At 44.1% G+C, this 13,697-nt stretch carries 15 protein-coding genes; 5 read left to right on the top strand and 10 right to left on the bottom strand.

Annotated features, from left to right (window positions below; genetic code table 11):
- Positions 1-324 precede the first annotated feature (324 nt).
- The 7 genes from QUA38_RS08855 to QUA38_RS08825 all read right to left on the bottom strand — a co-directional run bounded on the left by QUA38_RS08855 (position 325) and on the right by QUA38_RS08825 (position 8,355).
- Positions 325-3,864, bottom strand: a complete 3,540-nt coding sequence (locus QUA38_RS08855) for a CHAT domain-containing protein (RefSeq protein WP_333160953.1) — start codon at positions 3,862-3,864, stop codon at positions 325-327.
- Between the two features lie 318 nt (positions 3,865-4,182).
- The gene (locus tag QUA38_RS08850) at positions 4,183-5,070 is read right to left on the bottom strand and encodes a DUF1822 family protein (protein WP_333160951.1); all 888 of its coding nucleotides are present in this window, start codon (positions 5,068-5,070) and stop codon (positions 4,183-4,185) included.
- Positions 5,046-6,014, bottom strand: coding sequence for a hypothetical protein (locus QUA38_RS08845; protein WP_333160949.1), 969 nt, complete (start codon positions 6,012-6,014; stop codon positions 5,046-5,048). Before QUA38_RS08845 ends, QUA38_RS08850 begins: the two co-directional genes overlap by 25 nt.
- Before the next feature lie 295 nt (positions 6,015-6,309).
- Complete coding sequence (locus tag QUA38_RS08840; protein ID WP_190733750.1) at positions 6,310-6,519, bottom strand: CsbD family protein; 210 nt, start codon at positions 6,517-6,519, stop codon at positions 6,310-6,312.
- Positions 6,520-6,717: 198 nt separating this feature from the next.
- Positions 6,718-7,545: a PHP domain-containing protein gene (locus tag QUA38_RS08835; RefSeq protein WP_333160947.1), complete on the bottom strand. Its 828-nt coding sequence runs from the start codon at positions 7,543-7,545 to the stop codon at positions 6,718-6,720.
- 228 nt (positions 7,546-7,773) lie between these two features.
- Entirely contained in the window at positions 7,774-8,049 is a 276-nt protein-coding gene (locus QUA38_RS08830) for a hypothetical protein (RefSeq protein ID WP_333160945.1), read from the bottom strand.
- Positions 8,050-8,094: 45 nt separating this feature from the next.
- A complete protein-coding gene (locus QUA38_RS08825; RefSeq protein WP_333160943.1) occupies positions 8,095-8,355 on the bottom strand; it encodes a hypothetical protein in 261 nt (86 codons plus the stop codon).
- 154 nt (positions 8,356-8,509) lie between these two features.
- Here QUA38_RS08825 and QUA38_RS08820 point away from each other — a divergent pair, with 154 nt between their 5' ends.
- Positions 8,510-8,836, top strand: a complete 327-nt coding sequence (locus QUA38_RS08820; protein WP_333160941.1) for a hypothetical protein — start codon at positions 8,510-8,512, stop codon at positions 8,834-8,836.
- A gap of 151 nt (positions 8,837-8,987) precedes the next feature.
- Here QUA38_RS08820 and QUA38_RS08815 read toward each other — a convergent pair whose 3' ends face one another.
- Positions 8,988-9,455 carry a hypothetical protein gene (locus QUA38_RS08815; RefSeq protein ID WP_333160940.1) on the bottom strand — a complete coding sequence of 156 codons (468 nt, stop codon included), beginning with the start codon at positions 9,453-9,455 and terminating at the stop codon, positions 8,988-8,990.
- Between the two features lie 55 nt (positions 9,456-9,510).
- On the opposite strand from QUA38_RS08815, the gene QUA38_RS08810 reads away from it, so the two are divergent.
- On the top strand, positions 9,511-10,131 hold the full coding sequence (locus QUA38_RS08810; RefSeq protein ID WP_333160938.1) for a histidine phosphatase family protein: 621 nt from the start codon (positions 9,511-9,513) through the stop codon (positions 10,129-10,131).
- Positions 10,132-10,191: 60 nt separating this feature from the next.
- On the top strand, positions 10,192-10,569 hold the full coding sequence (locus tag QUA38_RS08805) for a VOC family protein (RefSeq protein ID WP_333160936.1): 378 nt from the start codon (positions 10,192-10,194) through the stop codon (positions 10,567-10,569).
- A 152-nt stretch (positions 10,570-10,721) separates the two neighbouring features.
- Here QUA38_RS08805 and QUA38_RS08800 read toward each other — a convergent pair whose 3' ends face one another.
- Together QUA38_RS08800 and QUA38_RS08795 are read right to left on the bottom strand one after the other, a co-directional pair.
- Positions 10,722-10,991, bottom strand: coding sequence for a hypothetical protein (locus QUA38_RS08800; RefSeq protein ID WP_445243035.1), 270 nt, complete (start codon positions 10,989-10,991; stop codon positions 10,722-10,724).
- A gap of 63 nt (positions 10,992-11,054) precedes the next feature.
- Positions 11,055-11,726, bottom strand: coding sequence for a phosphoribosyltransferase family protein (locus tag QUA38_RS08795; RefSeq protein ID WP_333160934.1), 672 nt, complete (start codon positions 11,724-11,726; stop codon positions 11,055-11,057).
- A gap of 168 nt (positions 11,727-11,894) precedes the next feature.
- Between QUA38_RS08795 and QUA38_RS08790 the strand changes: the two genes are divergently transcribed.
- Positions 11,895-12,572 (top strand): uracil-DNA glycosylase, encoded by a 678-nt coding sequence (locus QUA38_RS08790; RefSeq protein ID WP_333160932.1) that lies wholly within the window; start codon positions 11,895-11,897, stop codon positions 12,570-12,572.
- A gap of 346 nt (positions 12,573-12,918) precedes the next feature.
- Entirely contained in the window at positions 12,919-13,365 is a 447-nt protein-coding gene (locus QUA38_RS08785) for a hypothetical protein (RefSeq protein WP_333160930.1), read from the top strand.
- The last annotated feature ends 332 nt before the right edge of the window (positions 13,366-13,697 follow it).

Here is a 13,697-nt window from a genome sequence, read left to right as displayed (position 1 = left end):
GCTGTGGAGTGTTGGCAGGAGTGCGAAAGATTTTTGGCGCGGGGGAAGGAACAGATGGATTTGTCGATCGAGCTTTTAGCCGCAGAACCCGATTTTTAACCAGAGATAAACTCGGACTAATGTAGGTGAAATAGCGCGTTTTGCCGAAAGTCCCACAGGGAATTAATTACCTGTCTCATAGCGAAAGTCCTCGCTATGAGGAGTGTTAAATTCATAGGATTTAGCATGGGAGCCCAGAAACCGGGTTTTTCTACGAAAAGACGCATTGCAGCCGAAAGATTCGGTAAAAAACCCGGTTTCTTCAGCCGGAGTGCGTCAGTCTAGTCAATGCAAACCCTGACAAATAAACCCCGACCAATAACTCAAATCATCAAAAGGATTTGACATAGTGTAAATATTTTCTTTTAAACTTTCATATCCTTTCTTCTGTTTCTGAATCTGATTTTCCCGCTTCGTTATTTTCTTCAAATCCGCCCCCAACTTATTAAACTCATCCGTCTCCTTGTGGTAGGATTTCTGCCGCAATTTTAACTTTTGTTTTTCCTTTTGAACCACAGCCAATTTTGAATTTAAATCCCCAATAATTCTCTGAAGCAACGGATCGATTTGCGGGTGATAAAGCTCTTTCAACTCCGCACCCGAAATTGTCCGCAACCTCACCTGTGCCCGTCGCAAAGCCTCTGGACGACTCAAAGCTTCCCGACGATACTGATAGTAAAAAATCGAAAACAGCGAAGTAGCAAAATCATCCACCGCCCACAAAGTGCTGACCACACTCCGAGCACCCGCACACAAAAAAACCGTTCCCAAACTAAGAAGATTATCGGTAATTTCCGTCCCTCCTAAATTAGTTTCGCAGCAGGACATAAACACATCGGATAACTGTGGCAAGCGCCAACCAGGTGTCATCAATTCCCCTAACGTGATACTGCCATCTCCTAAAAACAATCGCGATTCTAAAGGATTTTCCAAACGCGAGACAGCGTGGTGACTGGAGTGCATTACATTCACATTTTGGGCGAGGTTTCGATAGGCTGCGACTGTTGCTTCTTGACTTCCTTTTAAGCGCTCAGGTTTGGTCACAATTTCGGCAATTTGTTCGCACTCAAAAGGAGTGAAGTACAAGTCATCCGTGGCATTTTCCACAATCCCGTATTTCGGCGATTCGATGGTTGGGCGTTGATTGCAATACTCCAAGATTCGGCAACTGGGCACGTAACGAATTAGGAATTTGTCACCAAGGAACACCCTTAGTAGGGGCGGTGCCCCCGTGCCCGCCCTCGGTTGGGGAGGTTCTATCGGCAATGCCGCCAGCGGAATCTGATGCAAAAACAGATGCGGAATCACAATCAATTCCTCAATTCCATCCAAACAATTACCAATCAACTCATCAACTTTCAACCGCTGCGACAACTGAGACAAAAACTCACCCATCCCCTGTTGCCAAATTTTCCTATCCTGCAAATAAGGCGACAACCAACTCTGACCAATCCAATTCTGAAAAGTTGCCAAACCCTCTCCCTGACAAGTGTGAATCTGCGGCGCTTGATCCTTGTAAATCACAAAAACATGAGTATCATCATCCGTCGTGTAAAAACAGAGAATCGCCGTCTGCGAATTGTCAATGAGTTGCTGCATCGCCGCAAACTCCATCGGATCGACTTGAACTTGTCCAGCTAAAACAGGATCTAAACTGCGAATGTTTTCCCAGATTTGCTGTTTCTCCCCTTCCAATTCTTGAATCTTCTCCGTGTAAGCAGACAAATCTGCCCGACTGCGCGACTGACTCGCCACACTGGCTAATTCTTTATTGCCTTCAGAAGGTTTGCGGAGTTGTTCAACTTCTGCGTCAATTTCCCGCTGCTTCGCCTCAAATTCCTCCAAATACTTTTGCACTGCGGGCAGAATTTTGCCGCTAGCATACAAATCATTGCTGTGCATTAAATCGACTAACCGCTGAGCACGGGTTCTGTCGCAATATTCTATGGCTTTTTCCAGTTGGTTGCTGTTGACGCAAGCTTGAATAGCCTTTTCGTAAACACCTATAGATTCAGCTAAAATCTGCTGGCGGATATCGTCGGAAGTTGCCCAACTTCTGCTTTTTTCTACTGCTTGAATTGCTTTCTCGAATCCTTCCAGGGCGATATCCCAAAAACCAGCAGTGAAAGCGGTATTGCCGAGGTTTCTACCTGATTGCAAGCAGTCTAAAGGGAAAGCAGTAGGAGTGCGAATTTCTAATGCTAAGCGAAAATAGGAGATCGCCTCTTCTATATTCGTCGCCCTGACTCCTTCTCTTCTCTCACTATAGGTAAGACCCAAATTGTGTTGAGTCATTGCCCAATATTCGGGATAATTTTCGCGGGTAGCGACTTTTAATGCTTCCCAATAACAAGCGATCGCCTCTTCTATATTCGCCGCCCTGACTCCTTCTCTTCTCTCACTATAGGCAGTCCCCAAATTGTTTTGAGTCCCTGCCCAATCTTCGGGATAAGCCTCGCGGGTACGGACTTTTAAGGCTTCCCGATAACAAGCGATCGCCTCTTCAATATTCCCCGCCCTGACTCCTTCTCTTCTGTCATTATAGGCAATCCCCAAATTGTTTTGAGTCGTTGCCCATTTTTCGGAAAAATCCTCGCGGGTATAGACTTTTAATGCTAAGCGAAAACAAGCGGTCGCCTCTTCAATATTCCCCGCCCTGACTCCTTCTCTTCTGTGATTATAGGCAATTCCCAAATTGTTTTGAGTCGCTGCCCATTGTTCCGGATAATTCTCGGGGGTACGAACTTTTAATGCTTTCCGATAACAGGCGATAGCCTCTTCAATATTCGCCGCCCTGACTCCCTCTATTCTCTCACTATAGGCATTCCCCAAATTGTTTTGAGTCGTTGCCCATTTTTCGGGATAAGCCTCGCGGGTATAGACTTTTAATGCTTCCCGATAACAAGCGATCGCCTCTTCTATATTCTCTGCCCTGACTCCTTCTATTCTGTCACTATAGGCAATCCCCAAATTGTTTTGAGTCATTGCCCATTGTTCGGGATAATCCTCGCGGGTACAGACTTTTAATGCTAAGCGAAAACAGATGATCGCCTCTTCAATATTCGCAGCCCTGACACCTTCTATTCTGTTCCTATAGGCAATCCCCAAATTGTTTTGAGCCACTGCCCAATTTTCGGGATAATTCTCAGGGGTATACACTATTAAAGCTTCCCGATAACAGGCGATCGCCTCTTCAATATTCGCAGCCCTGACACCTTCTATTCTGTTACTATAAGCCATCCCCAAATTGTTTTGAACCGTTGCCCAGTGTTCGGGATAATTCTCGCGGGTATAGACTTCTGATGCTGCGCTACAACAAGCAATACCTATTTCTAAATTCCCTGCCCGCCGCCCCAGAGGAAACTGATTAATTAAATTGCCAAAAGAGACAATAGCTGCTGCAATAGCTGCAGCTTCTTCTGAGGTAACTTCTGTGAATGTGGATGTAGCCCAAGCTTGTAATATTCGAGCAAAATTTAAATCCAATTTATCGAATTTTTGTTGTAAAATAGGATAAACGACTTGAGGATCTCCGCCACTGTCTGACGTTGCTTGCAACACCTCCATCAAGAAAGAAAAATACTCTTCAGAAGTTGCTGTACTGGTGACATAATTTGCCAAATGTGCCGCTAGTTTTTGCAACCAAGCTGCTGCATTTGAGTTGCCCTCTGCTGCCATCTTCTCCGCTTCCGCTTCCATGACTTGCACAAAATTGGCATCAACTAAGTCTCGATTGGCGTTGAGAATATCATTTACTGTACCGCTAGGGCACTCAAGCAGGGCTTGAATCAGTTGGAGATAGGCGACGAGGCGTTGTTCGTCCATTGGAGTTTCCCTTTATTCTGTATATATATCGATGGGTAATTTGGGGGATAATTATGCAGATTCCTGAAAAATTCTAGATATTTGTCTTTGGAATGTTGTAGGGCGGGTTCACCAACCATTAGCGCCAAAAACAAACAAACTCGAAAACCCGCCCCCACCCCATGCAAAAAACCCAAAAACGCAATATTTTAATTTTTTTTTCGTATTGATGACTTGTAGGGGCGGTTTTTTTAAATTTTTTATTTTTATCAGATATGGTTAGTGAAGCCGCCCCTACAAGTCATGGAAATTTATCCATATTTCTGGGAGATTGCCGATTTATGACAAGGCAAAATCATCACCATCTCCCCAAATCTCAGCTAACTTCTCCAACAAATCTTCAGCAATCAGATTCAGTTCCGCTTTCACATCCTCCTCAATATCTGAAGCTTTCTCAACAGGTGAAGATTTATCACGAGAGAAAGATATATCTCTATTTCCCAAACCTCCACTGCTAGAACCACTTCCCGCTAAAGCCTTCCCCCCTTCATATCCCCAGTCAGATTTCTCACTACTGTGCAAAACTTTATTCAAAATTGCCACAATTTCCGAAATAGATTTGTTTTGCAAATTCTCCCGAACTTGTGCTTGTACGGGGTCATCTTCTCCCAAATCAGATAGCAACTCTTCAATTTCACCTTGCAACAGCGGAATTGCCAACTCAATCCGATCCAAATAATCCCACAATTCCTCAACTGGTTTGAGATTAGTTAGAGAAAATTCTTCAGTTTTATCCATAATTTCCACAGCCGGAATAAAGCCCAAAAGTTTCACCTTATCGAAAGGTTCCGCAAATTGAACGACGATATATGCAATGCGGTTTCCTCGCACTTCCGGCAGAGAAATCGCCGATTCTCCAAGCTGAACCGGACAGCATTCTATCTTGCCAATCCCCGGCAAAACCAAATCGCCGACATCCAAAACCGCCCGCAGTGCTGGATTCCAACTATCACCGCCATCAATATCGGTTTCCATTTCCATCCATTCCAAAAAATAGTTAACTGCCCAAACCGCCAGGGTATTGAAATAAACCCGCTTGCCTTTTTGCGGATTAGCTTGCTCTGAAGCAAATTGCAGAGCTAAATTGCGGGCAGTTTGCTCCAGAGGAATTTGTAACAAATAAGTATCCATGCTATTCACCATTATTCCTCCGGTTGATATCCACATTCTTTAGCAATTCTATTGCCAATCTCTTTGACGAGTTCAAAACCTGTTCTTTTCCAGTGAGAGTTGAGAGTTTGATAGTCAATATTTAACTCTCTAGCAATTACAGATAATTTATCAGGAGGGTCTTTCAGCAGCAATCGCACTGCCAGTATGTGACAATTGGCATCCGGTCGAGGGCGACGATTTTCGGGAGTGTTTGGCTGAGTCTTATCTATTTTTTCATTGGGATAACTGTTTCGCAGTTCTCCCGTCGGATCGTCCTCAATACACTGCCATAGTTTGCGGCCGATGCCCTGCTTATTTTGAGATTGTTCTCTCTCGATGAGTTGCTCAATCCCATTTCTAGTGGTATCGTCTATCGGTTCTTGAGCCTCAATTTTTTCACCTGGGTTGCTCGTAATCGGAGCATCAAAACTAACAGTAAAAATCTGTTGCTGCATCCGGCGATATTGGTCATAGACTTTGTTCTTGAGAGTTTTATTGAACCGCTGAACTACTCGGGTTCGCAACACATCAGCAGCGAGATTGTCGAGGTCAATTGCCCGCAAAAATACCGAAAGCGTTTTGATAAAACCGCAATAAGCTTCCTGCATCATTTCCTCTAAATCAATATTAGGATAAGGATGCTTGCGAATTCCGGGCAAATCGGGAATGAGTTGGCACAATTGATTTTTGAGTCTTTCTTGTTCCTTACTCCCCTCTTGCGAGTCTTTCAAGAGTTGTAGAAGTTGGCGTAACTGTTCGTCGGTGTTCACAGGTAGGTTCGGATGACATCGAGATAATTCGATTTTCCCAGGGAAAATAGCGCTGTAACGTGCCAACAGTAACAAAGTCAACGAAATCGGTTTGAGTTCCCAACCCGTGGGTGGAAGCAACAAGCTGAAACTTGCCGCTACAGGAACTAAACCTGCTAAGGGTTCGACGGGGGTATCATGTCTCGTCATAGTCCAGTTTTTGCGTGTTGATACTCTGATATCGCAGGTTTTGGCGGCTTTATGCAGAATTGAGCAAAAATTTTTCCAAAAGGCAATGCGATAAGGACTGAAGTCCTTACTACGAAATTAATCCGGTGTAAAATTAAAAATCATAGGGACTTCTCCACTGCGCTTTTGAAGGGATATCGCAGGAGTCACCCAGTTTTCTGCACATTCCAAAAATAAATCATATCAAACCCAATTGATGACACAGGATTTGATATGAAGCGAATTCTATTAGCCAGGATTTGGTATAGCGCGGTTTCTACAATTTGTCGATCGACCTTTTGGCTTTATTCGTCAGATTTTTTACAGCATCTTTAGCATCTTCTGCTGCGTGGCGGGCGGAGGCTTCCGCTTGCTTGGCTTTGCCTTCAACCTGGTCTTTTCTGTTGCCCGTAATATTACCGAAAATTTCCTGAGCTTTGCCTTCTAAATTTTTGCCGATCGCCTTAGCTCTGTCTTCTGCACTCATAATAAGCTCCGTTTGGCAAGTTGCTATAGTAACATTGTAAAATTAACTCCCCTGCAATTGCCTTTAACTTCATATTAATTTATATTCTGCTTGACCTCGGTCTTTTTCTTATGATTTACTTCCGGCAAACTCGTGACTCAAAAAGCCAAGGATTTTTTTGTGACAACTGTATACATCCGCAAAATTCGTCCTAAAAAACTATTTCAAACTCGCCGCAGCAACTTTAATTGGTTCGAGCAATTCTAACGACAAATGCAGCATATTCAATTGGGTGCTATCTGCAGCTTTCCTTTCAGGATCGGGGCCGTGATAATCGCTGCCACCAGTTGCCAGCAAACCGTAATGAAGGCACAAATCTTTCAACTTTTGGATTTGGCTAGAACTGTGGCTGGGATGGTATACTTCAACTCCCATTAAACCAGCATCTACTAATTCTTTTAAGACTTCCTCAACAGCACCGCCGCGAAATAAATAAGGGTGAGCCCAAACTGGTACGGCGCCGCAACTCTTCAGTAAACCAATGCCTTCGACGATCGAGAATTTCTCGTAATGAACATAAGCCGGGCCGTCATCTCCCAGCCAGCGATCGAATGCTTCCCGCGATGATTTCGCGTGACCGGCTCTTACCAGCGCAGAGGCAATGTGAGGCCGTCCCGGTGCCATTCCTGGGGATGTTTTTGGGAGTTCGATCGCGTATCCCATTGCTGCTAATTTTTCGACCATTTCCTGCGATCGGCGAAACCTTCCTTCCAGGCGCTCGTTCAAAGGAACGCGCAATTTATTTGGATCGGGATAAAAACCTAAAATGTGCAGCGAACGGCCGTTGTGAACGGTGCTGAGTTCGAGTCCGGGGACTATTTCGATACCGTGCAAAGCAGCGGCGGCGAAGGCTTCATCCCAACCGGACATCGTATCGTGATCGGTGACGGCCAAGGCACGAACCCCCGATGAAGCGGCCGCGGCTACGAGTTCGGCAGGGGTGAGAGTGCCGTCGGAATAAGTAGTGTGACAGTGGAGTTCTAGCATTTTTTCTGGTAAGTCAAAGTCTGCGAAATCTGCAATTATTCCCCTCACTCACGCGACATATATATATCGTCCCTGCGATCGACAAGTTTTTGGGTAATTTCAATCAGTTAGCTGTAATAAGTTGTCGCGCCTTTAATTGGGACATTTATGTTTATTAAAAGCTGGCGTGGGGTGGGCATCTTGCCCGCCTTTTCAATTGAATTTAGATGCAGAACACCTTAGCTATATCTAGATTTCTCGCATTGGATGAAGGACACCCTCTGGCAATTTGGAAGGAATCGGCGATATTTCAATACTTTGTATGTTGTGAACTGGGATAACTACCAGTTTATCTGCCAATTCGAGAATTATCGGGTCTGCAGTCAACATTTTGTGCAGGCGAGTGCCTAAAGTTGCTTGCTCTCCTACTGTTCCCTCTGGCGCAATGAACTGGAAGTGTTGCTGTTTGCCGTTGGTATAGTGGATTATCAGATCGATAATTCTTTCTTGGTTGGTTGCTTGCATAATTTTTTTTCCCTAACAGTCGATCGAGACTTCGCAAAATTAACACTAAATCAAAACAGGCGATCGCACCACCGTTGGAAAGCTTTTGACCAAACCGGGCTGTCGATACGAAAGTCGAGTTACTGTTAATTTTATCACAAAAACTGTACTGAAACTCGCCAACTTACCAAGTATACAATTGGCAGTCGCGCTGTCTTCGCTCCTCAATGCGCGAGAGCCTTCGCCAACAATATTTGGTCGATCGGGCTTTGTTCTATGCCAGTTGGCAAATTGGCTCAATTTAGCCTCGGTAGCGACTTGACTCAAAGCGGTCTCAAGTCATACAGCCGGGGCATTTGAGCGCTTTGGGTGTCAAGGTTTTTCGAGGTGGGAACTGTGGAGGTTAGGATAGTGGCCTTCTGCTGTCACTGCCGTAGAAGATTTTTTTATAAATTAATAACATAACATTCAGGTACAGCTTATGAAATCCACACTTTGTTTTCCCGAAACTTCTCTTCACTCTAACGCAGTCACTGTTAATAATAATGTAATTGACTCTTGTATCCTTACAGCTTGGATTGACTTAGTAGGAGGAGATTTTGAGAGCTTGGGAGGAGATGATTGGCTTCCCTTGTGCGGCGACATTGATGACGGCGAAATTTACCGGGAATGGTTTTTTTGGCAAGACAGCGAAGTGACTCAAGAGTGGGAAGGTTACGATCCAATTACTAATTATCGAGTTGTGGCATCTAGCCGAGAAATGCTGATTTCTAAAATTGATCAAATAGAAGATGCCAGAAAATTTTAGCTGTTCGGGACAATGTTAAATCTTGATGATCAACTTTAAGATGAATTCTGTAAAGCCACCCGGTTTCTTTGCCTCAAGGCATTAAAGAAGCCGGGTTTTTAAGACCACAACTCTAGGTTTGGGTTTAGTTTCACGGGCAAAACCTAATAATTTATGTCGCTACTGCTTTTTGTTTTTCTCGTTCTAACTTGCGCTGCTTCAAGGCTGCAAGATTTTGTTTAATCGTGTCGATCGCAAATCCCGCCCCCTGCTGTTGGTATAATTCGCTGGCACGGATCAAATCTGCAACAGCCTCGTCATCCGATCGCAAATTTGCAAAAGCCAAGGCACGATTGTGGTAAGCTTCTGCCAAAGTTGAAAGTTGTTCTAAAGCGCTGGTAAATTTATCTTTTGCTTTGCGGTACTTTCCTGACTGATAAGCCTCAATTCCTTGTTGAAAATAAACGGAAGCTTTACTGCCACTGTCGGTATCTGGAAATTCTGGGTAAGTTAAAATAGGTTCTTTAAAGAGTACAGAAATGCTGCCCTTGCCGAAGTAAGCCCAAGTCATTGTTCCAAACCCAATCCCCAGCACGAGGGCAATAATGACAGACAGAGCAATAAAATTGGTGAGTTCCATAGAGCAATATTTGTTGTATTATAATATGATAAGTTAATTCCTAACTTCTGTACCAATGGCTGCGCGAATTGACCTCAACTGGAAATGGTTTTTCGGATCGCTAGCTTTAGTATTGTCGATCGGCTTAATTACTGCAACTGCAAGTTCTAACGCAGCAACCAACGCGCAAACTCAAGCAGCGTGGCAATTGTTGCAGCGGGAGGAGACAGGGTTGGTTGTAGCAATGCGACACGCGATCGCCCCTGGTACGGGAGATCCTGCTAACTTTAAGTTGGGCGACTGTTCCACCCAGCGCAATTTGTCAGCACAGGGAAGAACCCAAGCCAAGCAAATTGGAACCGAATTTCGCAACCGCAACATCAAAGTGACCAGAGTTTTATCGAGTCAGTGGTGTCGGTGTTTGGAAACAGCTAAACTGATAAATTTAGGCAAAGTCGAACCGTTCCCAGCGCTGAACTCGTTCTTTAGCGACAGCAGCAAAGAAGCCAGACAAACAGCAGAAATTCGCCAATTAATTGTTAATAATAGCAACACAAAAGGCGCAATTATTATGGTAACGCATCAAGTAAATATTACCGCTATCACTGATATTGTACCGCAAAGTGGCGAAGCTGTGATTCTCAAAAGCGATCGACAAGGTAAAATCCAAATAGTCGGACGAATTGGAGGATTTTAAATAGATAGAAAGTTATAATATTATTAATTTCCCATTACCAATTCCCCATTACCAATTTATATGAGTTTCCAATACAGCGCCGCCCTAGTGACTTTAGCAGACCTTGATAAGGAAGTTCTTGTTAAATTTTACACAAAATTTCTCGACATAGAGCCAAACCCTTATATTCCCAATACTTATGCGGAATTTCAACTCCCAGGCTTAAGACTCGGTATATTCAAACCCAAAGGTTCCCACAAATCGGAATTTGCAAATCGAGCAAAAACAGGCATGAGTCTGTGTTTGGAAGTCAGCGATATCGAAACTGCGATCGCCAGAATTTGGGCTTTAGGTTATCCGCCCAACGGAGAAATTATCAAAGCTTCTCACGGTCTAGAAATCTATGCCTTCGATCCTGCGGGCAACCGCATAATTTTACATCAATCCAATCAGCCGTAGAGACTGTAGAGAAGACTAGACGATTTCAATCGCTACTACACTTGCTTCTCGTCCGAACTCAGAGTGGCTAAGAAATCAAGAGCATATTTAAGGCGAACTGGGTATAAAACCAGCACTTACCATTCAAAACTCAAAACTCAAAACTGCCTTAACTATCTAATCAGTTCAGCAAAACTATAAAAACTGATAATTAATAACAACAATGCTGTCAGATGAGTTAGTTGAAATTGAGGCCGTGGGCCGATAGATTCCCGCACCAAAATTGAAAAAGACGAACCAATTATATAACTCAGAGACAGCGTTAAATACTGCCACTGCAATGTTACACTCCACAGCCCGAGCAAAATCATCGCCAAAGTCAACATCACCAACTCAACAAAGCGAGGCGGATTGTGCTGAGTAGACAGAATCAAAGTGTCCAACCAATATTGCCAAGGTCTCATGTGTTAGCGATCGAGCTTTTAGATTTAGCCTTCTAGCTTAACCTACGATCGCCATTCAGTTTGTTGCTGCAAACACCTTAAAGCCTCCGCCGTCTCAACCTGCGGAAATTGCCCATAAAAGCGACTGACACTGTAAAAAGGGTGAGGAGTCTCCAGAACGATCAACTTATCGCCCATCTGGGCCAAAAATCCCATCAAATCTGCCGGGGCGACAGGCGCGCAAATCCACAAAGCCAGCGGTTGCTGCGACTCCAAAGCCTTAGCCGCCACAGCCATCGTCATCCCCGTAGCAATGCCGTCATCTACCAAAATTGCCAAAGCCCCAGCCGCGCTGATATTTGGGCGTCCACGAGACAAATCTGCCAGCAGAGATTGAGCATTATTTTGAGCCAGGGGCAATGCTGATTTTTGCAAGCGTAAATTGTGCTGCTTTTGCTTTTCCCAGAGGACGTGACCATCAGCAGTTGCAGCCCCGATCGCCAATTCTAAATTATCTGGGCGAGTAATTTTCTTGGCAACAACCACATCCAAAGGACAGCCCAAGCGACGCGCAATCGGCACAGCAACGGGCAAACCCCCGCGCGGCAAGGCGTAAACAATCGGTTTCACCGCCTGCTGTGTCATTAAACTCAACTTGCCGAACTCGTCCACCACTGCCTCGGCCAGTTTTTCGCCTGCATCGGCGCGATCGTCAAAAAACGGGTTAGAGAACATATTTTTGCCTGTACGAGCTCAACCAAACAATTGGAGATTGTGCCAGTGTTAATTGGAGATTATGCGATCGACAGCATCCCATACAAACATCTAGCCAATCTCAAATCACCAAACCCGATCTAAACTATAAACTCTAGACTCCAAAATATCTCCCTAATTGTAAAATTTATGTCCAGCGACTTGCAACTCAGCCTTTTTGACAACAATCAAAGTGCCACTTTCCAAACAGACTCAATACCAGCAAATGCCAAAATTCCTATTCCTCCCGGCACTTATCAAAATATGGAACAAATCGGCGAGCACTGCAACCGCTGCTACCGCTGCGAATTGGGCAACAGCCGCACTCACGCTGTCATCGGGCGCGGCAATCCTCAAGCCTCAATTTTGATTGTGGGAGAAGCGCCCGGACAAAACGAAGACGAAACCGGATTGCCCTTCGTCGGGCGATCGGGCAAACTGTTAGATAAGATTTTAGAATCCGTGGGATTGAGTGCAGAAACCGACGTATTCATTGCCAACGTCATCAAATGTCGCCCTCCCAACAACCGCCCTCCAACAGCAAAAGAAATCGAAGCCTGTAAACCCTACTTGCTCGAACAAATCCGCATCTTAAACCCCAAAATTATTTTATTAACTGGTGCAACAGCCCTCAAAGGTTTGCTAAGCGACAAGCGGCCCATTAGTAAAATCCGAGGTCAATGGATTGAATGGGAAAATCGTTTGTGTATGCCAATTTTTCACCCGTCTTACTTGCTGCGAAACCCCTCCCGCGAACCGGAAACTCCGAAATGGTTTATGTGGCAAGATATGCAAGCTATCAAGGCTAAATTGGATGAATTAAAATAGCAATTCTAATATTTTTTTGTTTGTGCTTTGTGTGGGCGGGTTTCACGAACAATAATTGCCTAAAACAGATAATCTCGTAAACCCACCCCCCACGGTAAATCCCTCAACCGAAAATTCGTGGATTTTCTGAGACATCTGTCAGGAACAGGCAAGATGCCTGTTCCACAATAAAATTATTTCATGTGGGGAGTACGGGTTGGGCGTCTCGCCCGCCCGCAAGATGGGGAGCGTGTTACTTTTACTACAAGTATAAATACTGTGAACCCCAACATGACTTTTTTGCCGATCAGCCGATCATCAGTATAATAGGGAATAATTATCATCTCTTCCCGCTTGATATATAATCATGACAAACTTTATTGAAGCTATTGGTGGACTAATAGGAATCCTAGCTTTTGTGAAAGGCATTCTTGAGTTCGTAGAGCTCAATAGGATAAGTAGATATGAGAAGTTTCATGAGATGAGCAAAAGATTCGATGAGAACGAGTCAATCCAGAAAGTCTGTGAGCTTTTGCATGATAGCTCTAGCAGCATATTAGTCACAAAACAGGAAAAAGAGGTATTTATCTGCTTTTTGGAAGAGATTTACTTTATGATTATGTCTGGTATAATGAAAAAGGAAATTGCACTGTACACATTTGGCTATTATGCAAGAGAAGCAATGCACAGCCAAAGATTTTGGCACGATCTTGATAGGGGGGAAGAGTATTACACAGTATTCCATAAATTCTGTCGAATGGTCTCTATCTTTGAGCCAAGCAAACTCGGAGTTAAGGAAACGCTGAAATACTGAGCATCATGAAGATAAATTCTTAGGTCACAATGTACTTTTGACGGGTTATCCTTTGATTTAGAATTGAGTATTTCCTAATTTAGAAGGTCAAACATCTTCGGAATTTCCAACTTATCTATTTCCACCTCGTGATTTATTAACAGCGGACATTATACTAGATATTATAAAAAAAGGTGTTATTTAAAAAAGAGATACAACTAATGACACAGGTATAAGTCCTACAACCATCGGCACTCCAACCCAAGGGTTAGAACTAACAAAAGACATGAAGCCGCTCCAATCCCGACTGTTAATTAGAGCCCAACCAACAACCAACCGCAAGAGACCTGTTC

It is taken from the genome of Microcoleus sp. Pol12B4 (assembly GCF_036701385.1).
GTDB lineage: Bacteria > Cyanobacteriota > Cyanobacteriia > Cyanobacteriales > Microcoleaceae > Microcoleus.
The sequence above is the reverse complement of the archived record's forward strand: the minus strand, read 5'-3'. Positions and strand labels throughout refer to the sequence as shown.

What these genes read in the sequence shown, in the direction of transcription:
- QUA38_RS08855 (WP_333160953.1), bottom strand. Translation starts at nt 3,864, where the DNA reads ATGGACGAACAACGCCTCGTCGCCTATCTCCAACTGATTCAAGCCCTG.
- QUA38_RS08850 (WP_333160951.1), bottom strand. Translation starts at nt 5,070, where the DNA reads ATGTGGATATCAACCGGAGGAATAATGGTGAATAGCATGGATACTTAT.
- QUA38_RS08845 (WP_333160949.1), bottom strand. Translation starts at nt 6,014, where the DNA reads ATGACGAGACATGATACCCCCGTCGAACCCTTAGCAGGTTTAGTTCCT.
- QUA38_RS08840 (WP_190733750.1), bottom strand. Translation starts at nt 6,519, where the DNA reads ATGAGTGCAGAAGACAGAGCTAAGGCGATCGGCAAAAATTTAGAAGGC.
- QUA38_RS08835 (WP_333160947.1), bottom strand. Translation starts at nt 7,545, where the DNA reads ATGCTAGAACTCCACTGTCACACTACTTATTCCGACGGCACTCTCACC.
- QUA38_RS08830 (WP_333160945.1), bottom strand. Translation starts at nt 8,049, where the DNA reads ATGCAAGCAACCAACCAAGAAAGAATTATCGATCTGATAATCCACTAT.
- QUA38_RS08820 (WP_333160941.1), top strand. Translation starts at nt 8,510, where the DNA reads ATGAAATCCACACTTTGTTTTCCCGAAACTTCTCTTCACTCTAACGCA.
- QUA38_RS08815 (WP_333160940.1), bottom strand. Translation starts at nt 9,455, where the DNA reads ATGGAACTCACCAATTTTATTGCTCTGTCTGTCATTATTGCCCTCGTG.
- QUA38_RS08810 (WP_333160938.1), top strand. Translation starts at nt 9,511, where the DNA reads ATGGCTGCGCGAATTGACCTCAACTGGAAATGGTTTTTCGGATCGCTA.
- QUA38_RS08805 (WP_333160936.1), top strand. Translation starts at nt 10,192, where the DNA reads ATGAGTTTCCAATACAGCGCCGCCCTAGTGACTTTAGCAGACCTTGAT.
- QUA38_RS08795 (WP_333160934.1), bottom strand. Translation starts at nt 11,726, where the DNA reads ATGTTCTCTAACCCGTTTTTTGACGATCGCGCCGATGCAGGCGAAAAA.
- QUA38_RS08790 (WP_333160932.1), top strand. Translation starts at nt 11,895, where the DNA reads ATGTCCAGCGACTTGCAACTCAGCCTTTTTGACAACAATCAAAGTGCC.
- QUA38_RS08785 (WP_333160930.1), top strand. Translation starts at nt 12,919, where the DNA reads ATGACAAACTTTATTGAAGCTATTGGTGGACTAATAGGAATCCTAGCT.